Source organism: Paenibacillus alvei DSM 29 (assembly GCF_000293805.1).
Taxonomy (GTDB): Bacteria; Bacillota; Bacilli; order Paenibacillales; family Paenibacillaceae; genus Paenibacillus_B; species Paenibacillus_B alvei.
Genome location: NZ_AMBZ01000001.1, coordinates 1,230,636 through 1,251,155 on the forward strand (window position 1 = coordinate 1,230,636; position 20,520 = coordinate 1,251,155).

The 20,520-nt window shown below is 45.7% G+C and carries 18 protein-coding genes and 1 pseudogene; 13 read left to right on the forward strand and 6 right to left on the reverse strand.

The annotated features are described in order from the left end of the window. Nucleotides 1-194: 194 nt before the first annotated feature. On the reverse strand, nt 195-2,186 hold the full coding sequence (locus tag PAV_RS05745; RefSeq protein WP_005544263.1) for a methyl-accepting chemotaxis protein: 1,992 nt from the start codon (nt 2,184-2,186) through the stop codon (nt 195-197). A gap of 801 nt (nt 2,187-2,987) precedes the next feature. On the opposite strand from PAV_RS05745, the gene PAV_RS05750 reads away from it, so the two are divergent. From PAV_RS05750 to PAV_RS05795, 10 genes and pseudogenes are all read left to right on the forward strand, one after another. Next, nucleotides 2,988-3,389: a hypothetical protein gene (locus tag PAV_RS05750; protein ID WP_005544265.1), complete on the forward strand. Its 402-nt coding sequence runs from the start codon at nt 2,988-2,990 to the stop codon at nt 3,387-3,389. A 105-nt stretch (nt 3,390-3,494) separates the two neighbouring features. Further along, nucleotides 3,495-4,715 (forward strand): hypothetical protein, encoded by a 1,221-nt coding sequence (locus PAV_RS05755; RefSeq protein ID WP_005544268.1) that lies wholly within the window; start codon nt 3,495-3,497, stop codon nt 4,713-4,715. Between the two features lie 29 nt (nt 4,716-4,744). Then, nucleotides 4,745-6,658 carry an ABC transporter permease gene (locus PAV_RS05760; RefSeq protein ID WP_005544270.1) on the forward strand — a complete coding sequence of 638 codons (1,914 nt, stop codon included), beginning with the start codon at nt 4,745-4,747 and terminating at the stop codon, nt 6,656-6,658. A gap of 92 nt (nt 6,659-6,750) precedes the next feature. After that, nucleotides 6,751-7,143, forward strand: a complete 393-nt coding sequence (locus PAV_RS05765) for a hypothetical protein (RefSeq protein WP_157266583.1) — start codon at nt 6,751-6,753, stop codon at nt 7,141-7,143. 5 nt (nt 7,144-7,148) lie between these two features. Beyond that, a complete protein-coding gene (locus tag PAV_RS05770; protein WP_005544273.1) occupies nt 7,149-8,021 on the forward strand; it encodes an ATP-binding cassette domain-containing protein in 873 nt (290 codons plus the stop codon). A 499-nt stretch (nt 8,022-8,520) separates the two neighbouring features. Next, nucleotides 8,521-9,786, forward strand: a complete 1,266-nt coding sequence (locus PAV_RS05775) for a threonine synthase (RefSeq protein WP_005544275.1) — start codon at nt 8,521-8,523, stop codon at nt 9,784-9,786. A gap of 1 nt (nt 9,787) precedes the next feature. After that, nucleotides 9,788-10,453 carry an amino acid ABC transporter permease gene (locus PAV_RS05780; RefSeq protein ID WP_005544277.1) on the forward strand — a complete coding sequence of 222 codons (666 nt, stop codon included), beginning with the start codon at nt 9,788-9,790 and terminating at the stop codon, nt 10,451-10,453. Beyond that, nucleotides 10,434-11,088 (forward strand): annotated as a pseudogene (locus PAV_RS05785) (amino acid ABC transporter permease). The gene PAV_RS05780 and the pseudogene PAV_RS05785 overlap by 20 nt, the downstream one beginning before the upstream one ends. A 43-nt stretch (nt 11,089-11,131) precedes the next feature. Further along, nucleotides 11,132-11,899, forward strand: coding sequence for an amino acid ABC transporter ATP-binding protein (locus PAV_RS05790; RefSeq protein ID WP_005544280.1), 768 nt, complete (start codon nt 11,132-11,134; stop codon nt 11,897-11,899). A 5-nt stretch (nt 11,900-11,904) separates the two neighbouring features. Beyond that, entirely contained in the window at nt 11,905-12,828 is a 924-nt protein-coding gene (locus PAV_RS05795) for a transporter substrate-binding domain-containing protein (protein WP_040735512.1), read from the forward strand. A gap of 176 nt (nt 12,829-13,004) precedes the next feature. On the opposite strand, the gene PAV_RS05800 is transcribed toward PAV_RS05795, so the two are convergent. The 4 genes from PAV_RS05800 to PAV_RS05815 all read right to left on the reverse strand — a co-directional run bounded on the left by PAV_RS05800 (nt 13,005) and on the right by PAV_RS05815 (nt 15,451). Then, nucleotides 13,005-13,697: a YjjG family noncanonical pyrimidine nucleotidase gene (locus PAV_RS05800; RefSeq protein WP_040735514.1), complete on the reverse strand. Its 693-nt coding sequence runs from the start codon at nt 13,695-13,697 to the stop codon at nt 13,005-13,007. A 95-nt stretch (nt 13,698-13,792) separates the two neighbouring features. Continuing rightward, nucleotides 13,793-14,284, reverse strand: coding sequence for a DMT family transporter (locus PAV_RS05805; RefSeq protein ID WP_005544287.1), 492 nt, complete (start codon nt 14,282-14,284; stop codon nt 13,793-13,795). A 13-nt stretch (nt 14,285-14,297) separates the two neighbouring features. Next, complete coding sequence (locus PAV_RS05810; protein ID WP_005544288.1) at nt 14,298-14,999, reverse strand: Crp/Fnr family transcriptional regulator; 702 nt, start codon at nt 14,997-14,999, stop codon at nt 14,298-14,300. Between the two features lie 26 nt (nt 15,000-15,025). Beyond that, on the reverse strand, nt 15,026-15,451 hold the full coding sequence (locus PAV_RS05815; protein ID WP_005544289.1) for a DMT family transporter: 426 nt from the start codon (nt 15,449-15,451) through the stop codon (nt 15,026-15,028). 261 nt (nt 15,452-15,712) lie between these two features. On the opposite strand from PAV_RS05815, the gene PAV_RS05820 reads away from it, so the two are divergent. The 3 genes from PAV_RS05820 (at nt 15,713) to PAV_RS05830 (ending at nt 19,955) form a co-directional block, all read left to right on the forward strand. Further along, entirely contained in the window at nt 15,713-16,363 is a 651-nt protein-coding gene (locus PAV_RS05820; protein ID WP_005544290.1) for an ArsR/SmtB family transcription factor, read from the forward strand. A gap of 30 nt (nt 16,364-16,393) precedes the next feature. After that, the gene (locus PAV_RS05825) at nt 16,394-17,227 is read left to right on the forward strand and encodes an MBL fold metallo-hydrolase (RefSeq protein WP_005544291.1); all 834 of its coding nucleotides are present in this window, start codon (nt 16,394-16,396) and stop codon (nt 17,225-17,227) included. A gap of 118 nt (nt 17,228-17,345) precedes the next feature. After that, nucleotides 17,346-19,955, forward strand: coding sequence for a TPM domain-containing protein (locus tag PAV_RS05830; RefSeq protein WP_005544292.1), 2,610 nt, complete (start codon nt 17,346-17,348; stop codon nt 19,953-19,955). A gap of 57 nt (nt 19,956-20,012) precedes the next feature. Here the strand turns inward: PAV_RS05830 and PAV_RS05835 are convergent, their stop codons facing one another. Further along, complete coding sequence (locus tag PAV_RS05835) at nt 20,013-20,423, reverse strand: GNAT family N-acetyltransferase (protein WP_005544293.1); 411 nt, start codon at nt 20,421-20,423, stop codon at nt 20,013-20,015. Between the last annotated feature and the right edge of the window lie 97 nt (nt 20,424-20,520).

The following is a 20,520-nucleotide window of genomic DNA, read 5'->3' on the forward strand; positions in this document are numbered from 1 at the left end:
GATTCCTTTTATTTACTATCCCCCGGTATTAATGAATTTGTCAATCCGCTGCCAACCATGTACTTCCCCCGTATTTCTCCAATCATCTCCATTTATCCAACATACAGACTTAAGGCTCCCCTAATAAAAAAACGGCGGTACGCCGAGTCCATAGAAGATCCCGGCGTACCGCCGCATAACATCACAATGATTGTCTATATTTTAAATTTCTTCACTAACAATTCCAATTCGCTGCTGGAATTACTTAAAGCTTCCGCCGATTGCGAAACCGTATCGATTGCTTTCAACTGATCCTGTGTCGAAGCGCTGACTTCTTCCGCGGCGGCTGCGGATTCCTCCGAGATTGCGGATAGATTTACAATGGACTGAACCACGTTTTCTTTCAGCTCAGACGCCGTCTGTATTTCGCCCGACATTTCCTTGATCGCCTCGATCACTTGCTGCATCAAGCTTTGAATGCTTGCAAATGCGATCTCTGTCGACTGCACAGCCTCATTTTGTTCCGAGGTGATTTCCTTGGTCCGGCTCATCGCCCGAGTGGCATTCGCAGCCTCTTCCATAATGCCCTGAATGGTGCTGCTGATTTGCTCTGTCGAACTGGCGGATTGTTCTGCAAGTTTACGCACTTCTGTGGCGACGACCGAAAATCCCTTGCCAGCCTCTCCCGCTCTTGCCGCTTCGATCGACGCATTTAAAGCAAGCAGATTGGTTTGAGCTGAAATAGCTTTGATCATTTCGGCCACGGCCTGGATGTCGTTGATTTTGGTCACGAGCAGGTTCAATACTTGTTCGATCGATTGAATTTCACGGAACGATTCATCGGAGCGCGCTTGCAGCACTGCCAACGTTTCTTTTCCATCGATGCTTGCCTGCTGCGTCTGGTTTGACTTCGCCTGCATGGAGGACATCGTTTTTTCCACCAATACAAACTGCGAGGCCAATTGGCTTGTGACATGCTGCATCTGATCCAGGTTTGCTGCGCTCTCTGCCGATCCTTGTGCGACATCCGACATGGCGTGAGCAATTTCTTCGCTTGCCGCTTTTGTTTCTTCCGATACGGCACTCAGATTTTCAGCCGACTCCGAGAGATGTTCGGAGGAAACGATCACGCGGGATAAGACTTCCCGCACGCTTTGAACCATATGATTAAAGTGGCCTGTTAATTGGCCAATCTCATCCTTCGAACTTACCTTCCCTTCCACGGTAAAGTCTCCATTAGCCATTAGCTGCACCTGATCCGTCAATTGAACGATTGGCTTCGTAAAGAAGCGGGCGACAAAGTAGATAATAACATTTGAAACGACAATAGCACATAAGGTTATGATTATGTTTATGTATTTAATATGGTTCGTGAGCTTTAACAGTTCGTCTTCTTGATAGACAGCACCGATTTTCCACCCTGTAAGACCAGACGTCGTATAATACAGAACTTCCGATTCGCCTTTATCCGTATAGTTAACCTTCCCTGCACTTTCATTTGCAGTGTATATTTTGTCAACATAAGGTCTTCCCCGTTGATTTTTTCCTTGTGCATCTTCTGTATCCGGCAGCACTACCGAGTTTCCTTCTGCATCCAAAATAAATCCAAATCCGTTATATCCTACATTCGTTTCACTGATTTGCTTTGTCAATTGATCCAGGTTCACATCAAGCGAAATAACCCCAAGAACCTTGTTGTTTTCCACAATGGCCTTAGAGATCGCTATTTTCATCTTCATACTGACACTATCCTTATACGGAGGGCTGAATTTCACGTTATCCTTGTCATCGTTAGCCAATTTATACCACGGCCGAGTATGAGGATCATAATCTTTTTTGTATACATTAGCTTCGGGATCAAACATCTGCTTCGATGAATTCCCCATATAAATAGCAGATACTTCAGGATTGATTTTTGTATAATCCTTCATCATTTCAATCATGTTAGGAGTTAGCTTTTCTCGGTTTTTTACAATGTCTTTAATTTCAGAATTTTCACTAAAATGCAAAATATCTTTTGCATAATTATTTAGACGCAAATCCGTAACTTGCAATAAGGCCACCGCTTCTGCGCTTCCTACTTCGTCCAGCTCTTCTTTAAAGCTGTTAGTCATCTGCAAGTTAGTTGCCAGTTGCAGAATGACCATAGAAGCAACCAGCAATAATGCAAAAATGAACATAATCTTGTTCTGTAACTTTTTAAACATGATGACGACCCCCTATGAATTGTAAACGTTACAAAACTTACACTGGAACTAAATAAAAATGCCAGATTCGACGTTATAACGCCTCTAACGTAAAAATTCTAGCATATGTTCAGTATGTATAAAATGACATAGTTACGAACGACTTTGTAGAAAGCATAAATTTTTGTGCCGATAAATCCGTTATTTTGGAAGCATGCTAGTGATAAGCTAGGCACCCCATAGCATTTACGTTTCGTTATCAAGAAGTAAATCTGTTTGTGTCTGCGTCGCCCGAATAATAGTTATAAAACAATTGAGCAGCTTCTTTTGCCGTAATTGGTTTCATCCAATCATTAGCATCTCGTTCTAATATCGGCAAGAAACAGTACCAACATTAGCTCTTGCGAATAATGGTGCTCTATCCTTATTACCAAACAATGCATTCGGCGAATATTATGGAGATTTGGAAAAAGGAACTGTTTTACTCTTAAATAAGTTTTCAAATTTGAGAGCTCCTTTATGACCTGATAATGTTACAATGTCAATAAAAAATGGTAAAATATCCACAACAGAAACACTATCAACATTCGTTACATTTACCCTTACCGTTTTCATCAATTGTATGGTTTTTATATAAAATTACACTTAATTTTGGGAAAATATAAAAATAAAAACTTTCACATAAAAAATATATTGCATTATTAATGTTACCATGTTAGATTACCATTGGAAGTATATTACATATATTGAAAACATACCATCGCTTCCTTTCATCAAGAATGACTCGCATAATCACTATATTTGAGATTAGGAGGATTCTGTATGAAAGAGAAAACGAAGAAACGTTTTGCCCTAAGCGCTTTAGTGTTGTCCGCAATGCTGGTGCTGCCTACTGGAGCTTTTGCTTGGAAAAGCGATAGTACTAGTGGTAAAGTGGGTGATTTGACCACATATGGATCAACAACTATCAGCTCGGACTCTGCAAGTGCATATACATCAGCTTCGGATCAGGCATTCCAAAAGGTTAGTCTCACATATGAATATGGTTGGGGCGATATCAGTGATGTATATTACGCTTACGGATCCGACAATGGCTACAAAACAAGTGTAAGTGCAAATGCCAAAGCAACGAAGCGCAATCCTACGTCACTTAAAGCATATTCTTCACACTTTGTAGCTAGTGGACAAGCCTCTTGGTCTGACAACACTAGCGTTTCGTACTAATACTCCATCATGATCTCAATGCTGCATTAATGATATAGGACTCTGTTCAATGGATGAAGCGATTCTCTATAAACAGAGTCCTGATCTTATTTTAGGAGTGATACGATGAACAAGTCTTTCACCTTGCTCCCCATATTATTCATTCTTATATTCCTTAATTCTGGTTGCTCCTCATCAGAGCAGTCACTCAACGATGAATATAACGCTGAAACCGATTATCCCTATATGTTTCATGCACAAGGGATAGGTGCACTAGTAACCACTACTCAGAATGGATATTATATGTTGGACGGAAGTTATATCTATTATGCCGATAAGCCAACAATGAAACCCGTTCTATTAGATAACCGCCCCGATCATTCCTGCTTAATCAGTAAAGAGAAAAGTGATGAAAATTGTAACGCTTATGTTGCCAACATCAACCCTTTACAAACCAAATTATTGCAATACTATAAAGGACATTTGTATACGATAGAAAGTCGTCTAGATAAAGAAGGTTCCTCAATCTTTCAACTTGTTCAGCTCAATCTCGATGGAACCAATCGCAAAGTAGTAAAGACATTTCCTAACGCAATGTTGCGTGGAACTGCGATTCATCGCGGCAATATCTACTATGGAGCTATCGACTTCGATCTCCATAGCCAACAACAGTATCAAGTGCTCCGCCTCCCGATAGACAATTTATCCCAAGAACCTGAAGTCTTATACAGCGGAAAATTCAAACAAGGGAGCATAACGGATATCGTACCTTATGGTTCACAAGTTTATATGAATGAGTTCACAGACAAGGGATATCGGGCATTGCGTTACGATCTCGCCACATCTATACTGTCATCACTATGGGAAAAGACGGACGGTGGATTTGCTTCTCTTGGCCCCATTCATAAGAATAGAATGTATTTCAATTACTATTACCCTGCAGATCAGAAGGATGATTCGGACATTACTGATCCACGAGGATTAAAAATCTACAGCTCTGATCTGAAGGGAGAACACATCCAGGAAACAGACATCAAGTCTTCTCCTATTATTTCAACTTACTTTATTGATGATCGATACACCTACGTTCGACCCGTATGGTTCCAAGCAAGGAATGCAAAGAACATTTCTAACGAAATGAAAATATACAAGAACAAAAAAGAGGTTCATAAAGTGGATATGTCGCTGTTCTCCTCGCCTCATTATCATTTTGTAGGTGATGATAGATATATGTTTGTCATTGATCGAGGAGATGAAAATTATACAATGTACCTGCTGGATAAAAACGAGATTGAGACAGGAAAAGCCTCCTTTCAACCGTTTATTGAATCTCCTTTGCATTTTTAATCCAACTTACATCGATGTGGGGGACAAACATGAGGTTACTCTACTACGAGCTGTATAAAATAGGGAGAAAGAGATTGTTCATTGGATTAGTACCTATCCTGCTCTTGATGAATATTTCCCTGTATACGTATACGGAATGGCAACAGAATTCACCACTTATTCGTAACATGCAGCATTACCAGCTTGTTGAATTAACCTATCAACACCTTCCCTTCCAAGAAGGACATCAAACTGCAAGCAGCAAGGTAGAAGAACTTGAATTCTATATGCTGCTTGCATCCGAAGCTGTCATTGCAACTCATAATCCCGAGTGGAAGAAGGAAATTGAAGAAAAGAAACGGCAGCAGCCCGAAGCTGTTGCATCGTATTTATCCAGTCCATATGCGAATGACAACACTATACTAAAACGTGACCTCTTACTACATAGTAAAATCGCAAAACAATACGAAGCCATAAACAACTACCGTTCACGTATGCAAAAGATGCAGCAGCGTGCTACAGATATGTTATCTGTCTCTATTTTTCAAGAGAATGCATCATCTCGCAATATTCACAAAACGTTGAAAGACTTTGCACCACTACAACACTTACCGCTTTATATCGGCCTTGAAGAAGGGATTGTATCTTCCACATCCTTTATACCATTGGATTTAACTATAGTAGTGCTGCTATTTCTGGTCACCATATATATCTTTCATCGCGAACGAGAAGCCGGTCTTCTGCCTTTATTACAGTCTACCCGGCGTGGCAGAATAGACACTGCTGCTGTCAAGCTTGGCACACTCACGATTGTGACGTTGCTATTAAGCCTATTATTCTATGGGTCTATTCTGTTCGTTGCCTATTATTTATACGGTTTTGGAGATTGGGATCGATACATTCAGTCGATGACATCTTTCCAAAGCGCGGTACAGCCCCTAACCGTGTTCGAATTTCTTATTCAATATCTCATTTTGAAATCTCTCGCTTGCTTGCTTATCGCCATTGTGATGACCTTGTTATTTATTGGGTCTCAACGTCCGACTCCGGTGTACGTGACTTTGTTCGTTCTCATCGGAATTAGCTTTATTTGTTACACGCAGATTCATCCAAATTCATATATGAATAGCTTGAAGTATCTCAATCCCGTTGCCTTTCTCGATGTGTTCCACTTCATTAGCGACTACCGCAATATTTATTGGTTTGGCTATCCCGTTTCTAAAACAACCTTGTCTTATATAGCGGGCGGAACATTCATCGTTCTCGGCACATTAGGTGCTCTATGGCTGTATACATTTCAGCGCAACCTGATGATTCATCTTCCATGGGGGAATATGGGGCAAAGAATTCGCATTTGGACTTTCCGGTTTCGTCGTTCTAACAGCCTATTCCTTCATGAATGGTATAAATTGATGATCACCGGAAGAGGATGGATCATATTAGGGTTCGGAGTCTTAATGTCTCTGCAGATGATCCAAACGGAGGCGCGAACATACAATCTGGAGGAAGCTATCTATAATCAATATCTGATGAACTTGCAGGGCCCTCTGACATCAGAAAAAAAGGCCTTTATGGAAGCGGAAAGACAACGCTTCAATCAATTAGGAAGTGAGCAAGCAAAGTGGAAACAGAAGGTTGCTAACGGAGAAATTACACAATCAGCGTATCGAGACAAAGAATTGGAATGGAAGATATTTTCAGACAAGGAGAAATCATTCCGTCTTGTAGAAGAGCAATATCAATATTTGTTAGCCGTGCAAGCGCAAACCGGACATACTGCTAGTTTTGTTAATAAAATTACAAGCGATCAACTCTTTGACCGCCCTTCAAGAGATATTGTACAGGGCGTTTTCTATCTATCCTTGTTATGTGCATTGATAAGCCCCCTTTTCACACAAGACTATCGCAATAACAGTATTTTCTTGTTGCGAGCGGTAGAGGCAGACTATTCACATATAAAATAGCAATCGCTCTCTGTTCGAGCCTTGTTCTGCTAGCGATGATATACAGTCCCATCTATATCAATCTAATTCAGCATTACCCTGCTATCGACTGGATGGCATCAATTCAGAGCGTGAAGCTATTCGAGGCATTGCCTTGGAATTTGTCGATCATCGAATATGTATGTCTTGTAAACATATTGCAAACTCTCGGTTGTATGCTGATTATTCCTGTTATCCAGTTGTTTTCAATTTACGTTCGCAAGCAGTCGCTTAGTTTAATGCTACTAACGGCGATATTCATCAGTCCGCTTGCACTTGCATATATCGGATTCAAACAGCTTGCTTCTGTTACGTTCAATGGACTGTTCCTATTGACTTCGTTCCTTCGCGATGAGAGCGCCACAATGATGGCAGTAGCCTATTTTAGCAGCATATTTGTCATAAGCGCTGGGGCCGTTGTACTAGGTTGGAGAAATTATAATGGACAGTTTACACGAAAGGAGTAAGCGATATGGAGCTATCTTTACAGCATGTGACTAAACATTATCAACGAGGTAAGAAAACAGCTATCTCTAATTTTAGCGCTACACTAAAGCCGGGCATTTATGGCATATTAGGACCGAATGGAGCGGGAAAGTCAACGCTGATGAATCTGATTACCGATCAGCTTCGACCTGACGAAGGAACCGTAACCTACAATCAACAGCACATTCGGAAGCTTGGACGTACCTATCGCAATGTTCTCGGGTATATGCCACAGCAGCAAGGAATATTTGGAGAATTTACAGCAAGACGATTCTTATGGTATATCGCTTCTCTTAAGGGTCTAACAGCCAAGCAAACCAAACAACAGATAGAGCATTTGCTCGACACCGTTAACTTAGCTAGTGAGGCAGATCGACGGTTAAGTACATACTCTGGAGGGATGAAGCAGCGAATCCTCATTGCTCAAGCACTGCTCAATGACCCAGAAATCCTTATATTAGATGAACCTACCGCCGGGCTTGATCCGAAGGAACGCATTCGACTGCGAAACTTTATTTCTACGATTGCTATAAATAAGATTGTACTTATTGCTACACATGTCGTCTCTGATATTGAGTCTATAGCCAAAGAGATCCTTTTGATAAAGAACGGTCAGCTTATCGCAAAAGATACTCCGCAACATATTGTTACAACGTTAGAAGGAAACGTATATGAGGACTATATTTCGATCGATCAACTCCATCAGATACAGACGAACTATAAAGTAAGTAACATTATGACGACACCAGAAGGCTTACAAGTACGCTTCATAGATGGGGCGGGCAAGCTACCTACGAATATCGAATCCAGGCTGGTTAAACCTAATCTAGAAGACCTGTATTTGAGTCAATTTGAATAATTTAGATTGAAGTTGAGTGAAAAGAGGAAAATGTCGGTTACATACAACAGTTTATTGAGAAGCAGGGGATCTATTTTTGTTTTTTATATAGGCCCCCCTGCTTTTTTCATTATGCTTCAAATTGGAATCGAGATAACTAGCTGTGACCACTGCCTCGAAGACGTCCATTCCTCCTTGGGCAAATAATCGACCGCATTGCAGAGGTTGTTCATCCATCCACCGCTTGCCATATTAATCCAGGTGATAGGTTGACCGAAAAACGATATTGTCCCTAGCCTGTTCCTGCTTGACCTGCGCAGAATCATCATCCTACCCGTTCGAGAGCCATTAAGAAGTGGATTACTAATTTCATAGTTGACAAATCGGATTACCAGCATTTAGTATTAGGTTAACTTGTTACCTACTTTGGATGTAACCTTGTAAAGCATAATGAATTTGCTGACCGTACGAACGGAGGCCCCTATTACAATCGCTGCAACCGCAGAAAGGGGAGCATACCGTGTCATTCAGTTATATATCCCACTTGTACTGCCCGAAATGCGAGGCAAGTTATCCCCCGCACAGGCAGGCACATCTATGTGCTTGCGGTTCCCCATTACTTGCAGCCTATCGGCTGGATGAGTTGAAAGCATCCGTCCGCCGCTCCGAACTGGCTGCAAGAGAACCAAGCCTATGGCGTTATCATGAACTGCTCCCTGTGGAGCAAGCTCAAAACATCATCTCCTTGGGGGAGGGCTTCACCCCTCTCCTCCCCCTGCCTCGGCTTGGACGACGAATCAGCATTCCACACTTGTACTTAAAGGATGATGGGCTTCTGCCGACCGGCTCCTTCAAGGCCCGCGGCGCGGCTGTTGGCGTATCGAAGGCCATGGAGCTGGGGGTCCGCGAACTGGCATTGCCCACGAACGGCAATGCGGGAGCAGCCTGGGCACTCTATGCTGCACGTGCAGGCATACGCTCCACGGTTGTCATGCCTGTGGATGCGCCGGCCATTACCCGCAGCGAATGCACGATTGCAGGAGCCCGACGACTGCATCTGGTCAAGGGCTTAATTAGCGATGCAGGCAAAATTGTCGCGCAAGCGATCAGCGACGATGACGGCCTTTACGATGCTTCAACACTAAAGGAGCCGTATCGGATCGAGGGCAAAAAGACGATAGGCTTCGAAATTGTTGAGCAATTCGGCTGGAAGCTGCCCGATGTCATCGTCTATCCAACAGGGGGCGGCGTTGGCCTCATCGGCATTTATAAGGCATTAACGGAATTGCTGGCACTTGGCTGGGTTCAAGGCAAGCTTCCTCGATTCGTCGCCGTCCAATCTGCCGGTTGTGCTCCAATCGTTGAAGCTTGGAAGAACAGGCAAATTGAATCTACATTTTGGCCCCAGGCCTCAACCATTGCGTTCGGCATCAACGTACCGAAGGCACTCGGGGACTTCCTCGTATTGGATGCCCTCTATCAAACCGAGGGCTGTGCGATTGCCATAGATGATCGCGCAATACTAGAAGAACAGCGCCTTATTGCGGAACTAGAAGGAGCATTCATTTGCCCAGAAGGCGCGTCTACGTTAGTTGCCGCTCGCCGCTTACGGGATAGCGGATGGATTCAGGATAGTGACAGTGTCGTTGTAATAAATACCGGACTAGGCCTTAAGTATCCGCATGTCATCCAGACGAACATTCCTGTCATCAAGCCCGGAGACCGCTTGAACAGCAAAATAGATGCTACCAGCAGACCTCCCACTCCGTGGGAGGGAATTGGCTAACATGACACTTGATACAACCTTCATGCTGAAGCATGTGCCCGACTTCATTCATGCAGCCCTAGTAACGATCGGGATTGCTGGAGCGGCCATCTCTGCTTCCCTGCTCGTCGCCGTGCTCAACTCCATTTTGTGCTATTTTCGAGTGCCTGTGTTCACTTCTATCGTGCGTGCTTATATCGAGTTGGCTCGCAATACACCCTTGCTCATTCAATTGTTCTTCTTGTACTTTGCACTCCCAAGCATCGGAATTCGCATGTCCAGCTACACCACAGCCTTACTGGCAATGACGTTTCTCGGCGGCGGATATTTGACAGAGGTATTCCGTGCCGGGATCGAAGCCGTTCCCAAGAGCCAGCTCGAATCGGGATTAGCACTCGGTTTGTCCCGTTGGCAGCTGTTCTGCAACATCGTTCTGCCGCAAGCGCTGCGGATTGCCGCGCCGTCCTTGTTCGCCAACTTCATTTTTCTGTTGAAGGAAACGACAGTTGTGTCTGCCGTTGCGGTTCCGGAAATTTTGTACACAACCACGAACTACATTGCGCTGTACTACAAAACTTATGAAATGCTGCTTATGATGACGGCCTTCTATTTGCTGTTGTTTCTGCCATTATCTTTTGTCCTCTCTTGGTTGGAAAGGAGGTTCCAGCATGGACAGTTCGGGACTTGATCTGCTTGCTGTATCGCTTCCCCAGCTTGCCAAGGGTTTATACCACACGCTTCTTATCGCCATCTGCAGCATTCTGCTTAGTACGATTGGAGGCTTTCTTTTCGGCGCTCTGCGCACTTCTCGAAAGGTAGGAGTGAGGATCTTTGCCCGTGTTTATTTGGAATTGTTCCGCTCCATTCCGATTCTCGTGTGGCTGTTTTTTCTTTTTCGGTCTCCCAATCTTCTTCAATCTGGATATGCCAAGTTCGGTATGTGCAGTGCTTGTGCTGTCTCTTTGGGGAATTACAGAGATTGGCGAGGTCGTGCGAGGGGCTCTCGTCTCGCTGCCGAAGGGGCAATTGGAGGCGGGCAAAGCGATTGGACTCAGCACGGTACAACTGTTCCGATACATTCTGTTCCCGCTAGCGCTGCGGCGCATGATCCCGCCCACGATTAACGTGTACACACGCATCCTAAAAACGACTTCGCTCACCGTTCTGATTGGCGTAACAGAGGTGATTAAGACAGGGCAGCAAATTATTGAGCGGACAGGAGAGGCTGTACTGATTTACGGAGCGTTATTCCTGCTCTATTTCATCCTTTGTTACCCGTTATCTGCTTTATCGCGGAAGCTGGAGCGCCAGTTGCTGTCTTAATTTTCAAAATCCCCACTGGTTACTAAGAAAGGAGGAAGCATTCATGCCCGACGCATTGCTTGAACTCTCCAATGTCGGAAAGTCGTTCGGCAAGCATTGGGTGCTGCGGGACATCAACCTGCAGATTGCCCGAGGAGAAGTGACCGTCATACTCGGCCCAAGCGGCAGCGGCAAAAGCACACTGCTCAGATGCCTGAATGGACTCGAAACGACGCAGAGCGGCAGCATTCAGTTTCATGGTCAAGAATTGACCCACTCTGCCACGCGCTGGCAGCATATTCGTCAGCAAATCGGAATGGTATTTCAAAGCTATCAATTATTCCCCCATCTGACCGTATTGGACAATATCGTGCTCGGGCCTGTAAAGGCCCAGCGCCGCCCCCGAGCGGAAGTTGTCTCCCAAGCGGAGAAGCTGCTTGCTCGTGTAGGTCTGCTGGACAAAAAGGATGTCTATCCCCGGCAGTTGTCAGGCGGCCAGCAGCAGCGGATCGCGATCGTGCGGGCATTGTGTATGAATCCCGAGGTCATCCTCTTCGACGAGGTTACGGCCGCACTTGATCCCGAGATGGTGCGCGAGGTGCTGGAAGTCATGCTCATTTTGGCGGATCAAGGCATGACGATGGTTATCGTCACTCATGAGATGGGGTTCGCCCGGGCGGTAGCCGACCGGATTGTCTTTATGGATGAAGGTCGAATAGGCGAGACAGGTGTGCCGGACGCTTTTTTTACAGAGCCGAAAACCGAACGAGCTCGGCGTTTTTTGGATAAGTTTATGGATATTGAAACCTGGAAAAGGAGAGAAATGGGATGAAGAAGATGAAGAAGCAACTGGGATTCACCTTATTAGTCGTATTGCTAGCGTTAGGATTGCTGTCCGCATGCGGCACGAGCAGTAACAATGGGAATAATGCAGGCAATGCCTCGAAAGATCAACCTGCAATAGCCGATCAGCAGGAAAGCGGAAAATCAGCGGGCATAGACGCTGGCATACTAAGCAAAATTAAAGAACGCGGCAAACTTATCGTCGGCGTGTTCTCCGACAAGCCCCCATTCGGCTTCACGAATGAAAAAGGCGAGCTGGTTGGGTTCGACAATGATTTGGCAAAGCGTTTCGCCAAGGACCTGCTCGGAGATGAAAGCAAAATTGAGTTTGTTGTTGTAGAGCCGGCAAGCCGCATTCCGTATTTGCAAAGCGACAAGGTGGATCTCATCGTAGCCAATATGACCGTAACGGATGAACGCAAGGAAATCGTTGATTTCACGAACCCAAATTTGAAGGTCACTACACAGGTGCTCGTAAACGATAAAAGCGGCATTAAAACGTTAGATGATTTGAAAGGGAAGAAAATTATCGTAACAAAGGGAACGACAGCCGATATTTTCTTCACGAAAAACTACCCTGATGTTGAACTGGTTAAATTCGAGAAAAACACCGAATCGCTGCAAGCGTTAAAGGATGGGCGCGGCGTCGGGTACGCACAGGATAATTTCATTCTGCTTGCTTGGGCAAGGAAAAATCCCGGCTTCTCCCTTATTCCAGAGAAACTAGAGAAGGAATCCCCAATTGCACCAGCCGTCAAGAAGGGCAATACCGCGCTTCGCGATTGGGTGAATCAGGAACTGGAGTCGCTAGGAAAGGAAAAGTTCCTGCTTCAACTATATGATACATATGTAAAAGACGAACTCGGTGCAGATGTCACCCCTGACGACATTATCGTGGAAGGCGGACATTGGAAGTAACGCCATCACCGTACAATTGAATGAGAGCACAAAACGGGGCTGTCTTTCCATCATGATTAACATGACCGCAAGACAGCCCCGCTTCTATTATTCCACGGCGAATAAATACGCCTGCAGACTATCAGCAGCACACTCCATAATCAATTGAATGAAAGGCTTCAATTGACTCTGAACGCTTACTTTAGCCCCAATATTTGATTCAACTCCTGGAGCCTAGAAATCTCATAGGTAGGAACAATATCCGTCGTATTCACTTTCCACTCTGGATTGAACCAGCAGGTATCCAGGCCTGCGAGCTGCCCGCCCTTCATATCCGAGCTTAATGAGTCCCCGATAATCAATGCCTGCTGCGGGTCAAAATTAGGAATGCGTGCGAACACATAATCAAAGAACTCCTTCATCGGCTTTTGGTACCCTGTATCCTCTGATACGAAAATGCTCGTAAACATCGGATGCAGTCCAGAATCACGAAGCCTCCGATCCTGTGTCTTAGACACACCATTCGTCACAATGTGCAGATCATATGCGCCGTGCAGTCCCGTAATCATTTCCAGAGCCCCGTCTACAAGCTGGTGTCCCTGTTCCAAATAACTTCGATATTGTTGCTCCAGCAAAACGCCGTCAACTTCATGCCCATACTCCTTCAATAACAAAGAAAATCGCGTATTCACGACTTCATCGCGATCAATGCGTCCTTCCTCAAAAGCCTTCCATAGCCCTTGATTCATTTGCTTATAATACGCTTCAATTTCTTCCGAAAGCTCGATCCGCTGTTCCTCGAATAATAAGCGCAGCGCCATCCTTTCAGCTGCCTGAAAGTCCAGCAATGTATCATCCACGTCAAATAATAAGGTTCGATAAGTTCTCATTGACATTGATATTCCCTTATCCTCTCCGCTGATCTCTTCAACTTCACTTCATTTAAACCGATATAATAATCAAATTTGTGTACCGCACACATGTCTTATATGCCTTCCGAAGCAGCCGGCTGGCTCGGCACCGCCTTGCGTACATCACTGCGCTTGCCGCCTGTCTTAAATACGATAATACCTCCAACTATGATCAATACTCCAATCGCTTGTTTTCCCGTAAAAGGAACCTTGTCTAAGCCAAGCAACCCCAATGAGTCGAATAACAAAGCAAAGCTGATCTGGGACGCCATCACGATCGAGACGGCAAACGTCGGGCCAAGCCGCTTCACTCCCTGTACGACACTAAGAACGACGCCGACCCCAATGATGCCGCTGAACCAGTACCATGTCTTCATATTCGGCAAATCGAATAGCTGCTTGCCTTCAACGGCCAAGCCAATCGCGAATGAAGCCAGAAATCCCATGCCCAGCACGATCGTCGTAGTCGTCCACGTTCCCACGCCTTCGTTTACTCGGCTGTTGAATACATTTTGAATGCCCACAAGCGAGCCGGCTATGAGCGCCAGTACCAAGCCTGTAATCATAAACGTTCTCCTCTCACTTTTCATATATATTATGGCCAGCCAATGCCCGCAATCGCTCCCTGTTCTTTACAGAAATGAAGCCTCGATTGCGCTCGACCAAACCTTCATCACAAAGCTTATGAATAACTCGATTCAGATGCCTATAGCTGGTGCCGATGAAATTGGCCACGTCCCGTAGACTTACGGCACGAAGCTGTCCATTAAATCGCGGATCCGATTCATCGTACGAGATGGACAAGAGGTAACTTGCCAAGCGCGCTTCCACCGGATACATCAGATTAAAACTTAAGAAATCCGATTTCATGCAAAACTTCGTTGTTATGATTTTCAACAGAAATTGAAGCAGATTTGCATCATCTTTCGCATACTGATGCAGCCAACGGTAATGGACGGCGATCATATAAACCGGAGACACCGCCTCAACCGTGTTCATGAAGTCGATGCCTTGCACATATTCAATGTCTCCGACTGCTTCAAGTGCAGTTTTGAACGACACGATCAGCGCTTTGCCCTCCGCCGAGGTGTTATACACCTTGACCTTTCCTTTCACGAGCACACATAAATACTCGGCAGGATCGCCCTGCGAACAGATCAGTTCCCCCTGCTCATAACGGTACAATGTCAAATGCGGCGTTATATTCGCATTAAATATCGAGGATATCTGATGAATCTCCATATAGTGAGCCAGTTGTTCACGATCCTTAATTTCTTTCATAGCGCGCCTTCACCCCTGCCGCAAAATTACATCTTTAATATAATCACTCCGGCGATCATCATCCCAATGCCGATGAACTGTGCCAGCTTCATTTTTTGCTTCGCTACACCGAACCAACCTTTGCTATCGACGATAAAGGTTACGCTGAGCTGAGCAATCAACACCACAGCAATTGTCAAGGTAACGCCGACGTGATGAATAGACGTAATATTGCTGGAAATGATGATTGCCGCCAAGGCTCCACTCGTCAAATAGAGCGGCTTCACCTGCTTGATTCTTCTCCATTTACCGTCGCGAACAAGCAGTAGAAGAATGAAGGCCAGTACGAATCCCGTAAACTGGGTAATCGTTGCCGCTTGCCAAGTGCCAATATCTTGACTGATTCGGGAGTTTGCCACACCTTGCAGCGTAATGAACGCTCCGCCTAACAATGCAAATAGGATTCCTGCCATTTTTCCCGCTCCCCTAAGTTGGATTTCGATTTCATTATTATTTAAAATCAGACCCATGCCTCCGGGGAAGGACATATGTCCCAAGTGTATCAAAAAAGCAAAAATCAGCGTAGAGGCGGAATTATATTACATCAGGATCCCAGCTCAGTTTATCTCCCCGATATCGAATGGAAGGATTGTCCATCGCGGCGATTCATGTTAGTATTATGAACAATCAACAGTAAATTTTAATTTACCGGTAAATCGTAGTGAGGTGATTGGATGAATGTGACTAGCGTCTATAAAATCCAGACTCATGAGCAGCTAAAAGCAATCGCTGATCCTCTCCGGACAAAGATGCTTATGAACCTGGTCAAGCAAGAATATACTGGGCAGCAGCTTGCCGAAATGCTTGGTATAACGCGAAATAATATTTATTTTCATCTGAAGGAGCTAGAGAAGCATCAGGTAATTCAAGTCGTACGGAAAGAAGAGAAGAACGGTATCGTGCAAAAGTATTACCGTGCAGTTGCGAGCCGCTTTATTCCGGAGGATCATTTGCTGCCGAGCATGGATCTAATCGATACATCGCGTCAAGTGTTCATGGAAACTGTCGAGGCAACCCGCACAAAGATCGAGAGCGCGCCGGCTGCATCCTTCGCTCTGAACAGCAGCAACCTGGAGCAACGGAAGAACATCGCCTCCACCTATCAAATGATGGCGACGGAAGGAAATTTCCACGCCTTCATCGAGGAATTCAAGCTACTGCTGGACAAGCATTTTATGCAGCATACGGGGAATGAAGGGCAGAATCATAGTAAAAATGAACGTAAACAACATGCTTTACAGACAGAGAAAACAGAAGAACAAAAAAGCTACTATTTGTCCTTAATTGCATTTCAAGATGACAGCGAAGATATTGCCATTCCATGATTACGTTTTCACTTTCTGGAGGGATACCACATGCTAGCTAACTCAACCAAGCGTGAGCAGCGCGCAACAAAATATCCAATCGTCATAGACGATGCTTGGTTCACCGTCTCCAAGCTGGACGATAGCACGTTCGCAATTAGCGAATACGGCCATTGGGAGAGAGTTCATTCTTTTCTGCTCATCGGCAGCGAACGAGCCGCTCTAATTGACACGGGCCTCGGCATTGATGATATCACGCGAATGACTAATCAACTAACCAGTCTGCCCATCACAGTGCTTACCACCCATGTTCACTGGGATCATATCGGCAGCCATGGCAAGTTCGAGCGCATTTACGTCCACGAGATGGATGAAGATTGGCTTGTCAACGGCATTAAAGGATTGCCAATTGAGCAGGTTCGCAAAGATGTATCGCGTGATATTACGAGACCTTTACCGGCTACCTTCGATCCTGCTGCCTACACTCCCTATCAAGGCAAGCCGACTGGCCTTCTGCGAGATGGAGATGCAATTGATTTAGGAGATCGCAAACTCATCGTTTATCATACGCCAGGTCATTCTCCCGGACATATCGTGGTGCACGATACAAGCAGAGGATACTTATTTGCTGGCGATCTGCTGTACGATGAGACACCGATCTATGCGTTCTATCCTTCAACGAGTCCGGAAGATCTTGTGTCCTCATGGCAGAAAATCTCGGAGATCGAGGGCATTGTGCAAATATTCGGTTCCCATAACCGGCTTGGGCTGGAGCCCGAATTATTAGGTGCGGTGAAAGATGCAGCAGCAGAACTGCGAGAAAAGGAGCTTGTCCGCTTCGGAACAGGCATTCACCAATTCCATGGATTTTCAGTTCAGTTCTGAATAGAGGGCCGGCATAAGTTGTAAGAAAAGTCCTTCCCGCTCCCCCAATCGCCCCTTATACTGGAAGTAGCATGATAGGTGACAACACATACAACACGAATGGAAACGGAGGATCACTGTGAGGAATGCAATGCGATGGCTATCCGCCATCATGATGATTGTGATTTTGCTTCACCCAGGAATTGTTCAAGCTGCTTCTATGCCGATAAAATCCGGCGTTGTTCAGGATACGGCCAAAATGATCCCTAAAGAATCGATTCCATATATCGAACGGGCCGCGAAAGGGAATCCGTATACCTTTTATCTCCTTACCATCAATAGTCTAAATGGACAAGATGCAGCCGAGTATGCAACCGCAGTGTATCGTAAATGGAAGCTGACAGCGGATGACATACTTATCGTTTTATCCAAGGAAGATCGGCGCGTAGAAATGAACTTCAACAATCCTGCCCTGCAGGAGAAGATCGATGCGCTTCCCGATGATTTTAACGGGGATGGCCAGTCCCGATCCAAACTAAGTGAATTCGTCGATAGGCACTTTATTCCGAAAGCCAAGGAAGGCAATTTCGCCAGAGCCGCTATTACCTTGATAGAAGCGACTAAGCAATTAAAGCCCGCAGCTATTTCGATTCCGGAAGAACCTGCTGGAAATCTTCCATCCGACAAGCATCCAAACACATCGAATAGCGATAGCGGAGCTCCAATAAAGCCGCAGGAGCCTGCCGGACCCGGAGCATTCGAACGATTTTGGAATGGCATCCCTTGGCCGACCGTGGGAGTCATAGCGGGCATTATCGCATTATGCATACCATTATGCATATGGACATGGCGCCTGCAACGACTACGCAAGCTGCGTAATCAAATTCCTGTCGTGATGGCTGCTGTCAGCCACGCGCTCGAACGCGTTCGTCATTACGCCGAGTTATATCAGGGCACGACCCAGCAAGAGGCGTCGTCCATCGAAGGGCAGTTAACGTCATCCATAATCGAGCTCGATTCTAGCTTGAAGGAGCTTCAACAAATCAGCTTCGTTCGCACGATGCTGCCTACGTTAAAAAAACAACTCGATTCCGCTGAGAACGTGCGGCAAACGAAAGAAAACGAAGTTGCGGAGCTATCGAGGCAGATTGAACAAATCGAGTCGATTGAACGGCAGCTTGTGGACAGCATACGCGAAGCGCGTACGCGCCTTCAACAGCTCGAATATGAATATCGTTCAGAAACCAATGCGCGGGGCTGGTCGCTGGACGGGATCGAGCAGCGCCACCATGACCTTGTGAATCGCATCCAAACTGTGGACGATATGGACACATTCGATCCGATCGGCGCCAATGCCATCATGGACACTTGCAAGACTGGAATCGAGCAGTTGTCGCAAGATATCTCTTCCATCTCGCACTATGCGAACCTATACCAGCAGTTCCCAAACGAGATGGCCAGCAGCCGTTCCCGCTTCGAAAGCATCGTACAGGAGCATAGGCTTAAGCTGATCCGAATCGATCCTTACGGCTGTCTAGAGCAAGCTAGGGACACGAATGAACGGATGCTGGAGCATCTGCAAATCGGCAATATTTCAGAAGTTGCCCAATTGGCAGAGCATAGACGCCAGCTTCTGGCGGAGGCCGTTCAAATGACGCAGCGAATAGCTGATTTGAAGTTAAAAAATGCCGAAGACATCCAAGCTATTGCGAAGAGATTATCGAATTTTATGGATCAAGAACGACAGATGAATGAGCTTCATAACCGAGTCACCCATACATATCGATCTACCTACTGGGAGCATGCTTGGGAGCTGTATCATAACGGGCTTCCCGAAATTGCCCAAATGCGATCGAGGCTGAACGATGTTCGTTCGTTATCTTCCGAAGAGGTGCAGGAATACGAATTGGCTCGTCAGGAACTTGACGGAATTTTGCAAGCTCTGCAGGATCAGGATCGCAATCAAAGGCAATATGAAGGACTCGTCACGAAATTAGATCAGGCGGTTGATCTGATCAACAGGCAGCTAAAGAGCGGCGAACAAGCATTTTCCCGAGGCCGGGACGTCATCGCCCGCAATCGACTCGTTCAAGTATGGGGCCCTGCTGAAGCGTCTCTATTGAAGCTTGACTCTGGACTGAAGCAGTTGATTGCTCAGCCTCCTTATGACATCGACTTCATGTCGGAGCTAAGCTCCCGATATGTGCGGGAAGCAGAGGCCTACCTCCAGGATGTGGAGCGAACCGCGATTTTGAAGCGCGATGCGGAACGCAATATTAACGATATGGAAGCACGGTATCGTTCAACTTACAATCGTACACGAAGAAAAATAAAATTGTCCCATTTTGATTATCAATATTCGCAAGTGATCTCTAATGCCAATGATTATATGCAGCGGGGAGACTACCAGCGCGCAAGTCAGGAGGCTGCCATGTTGGCGGGCATCATTAATGCCATGAACGCAGCCTATGATGCCGTACTGGCAGAAGAACGGCGCCGCGAAGAAGCTCGACGTGCGGAAGAACGAAGACGCGAGGAGGCCCGCCGCGCCGAGGAGCGCAGAATCGAGGAAGAGAAGAGACGCCGCGAGCAAGCCAATTCGAGCAGCTCAGGCAGCTGGGGCGGCAGCTCCAACTCTTCCAGCTCCAACAGCTCCGGCGGTTCCAGTTGGGGAAGCAGTTCGAACAGCTCCGGCGGCTCCAGTTGGGACAGCAGCAACAAAAATTCCTCAGGCGGCTCTAATTGGTAGATCTTACAGCCAGCAAAAAAACGCTTGGACAGAAGTCCAAGCGTTTTTCACGTTGATTTAGTCAGGACTTCCGGACTGCATGCGGTAATTCCGGAACATCATCCCGTTCGCCTTCATCATGCCGAAATGCTCATAATAAGGAACCAGGTCATCGTCACAGCACAAATCAATTATATAGATGTCATCCAACTCTTTGAGCATCTGACTGACTAATTGCTTACCAATTCCCTTGCCTTTATATGCAGGCAATACTTCAAGCAGTGGAATATATGCAGACAACACACCGTCACTTATCGCTGTTATAAATCCTACGACTTGACCCGTCTGCTCATCCATCGCCAGAATCACTTTGCTGCTGTTCTTCAATAACCGAAGGTGAGTTTCCGGACTCGGCGGATTCGGCCAATTCACAAAAAAGCCTTCTAACATTTCAGCTGTAATTCCATCGACTGAGTACTTGTATATCATATTCGATCATCTCCTCATGGACTTGTCTGAGATAAATGATCGATATCAATAATAAAGTAAAAACAAACCAATAACCTCCGTATCCTCAAAAGAAGCA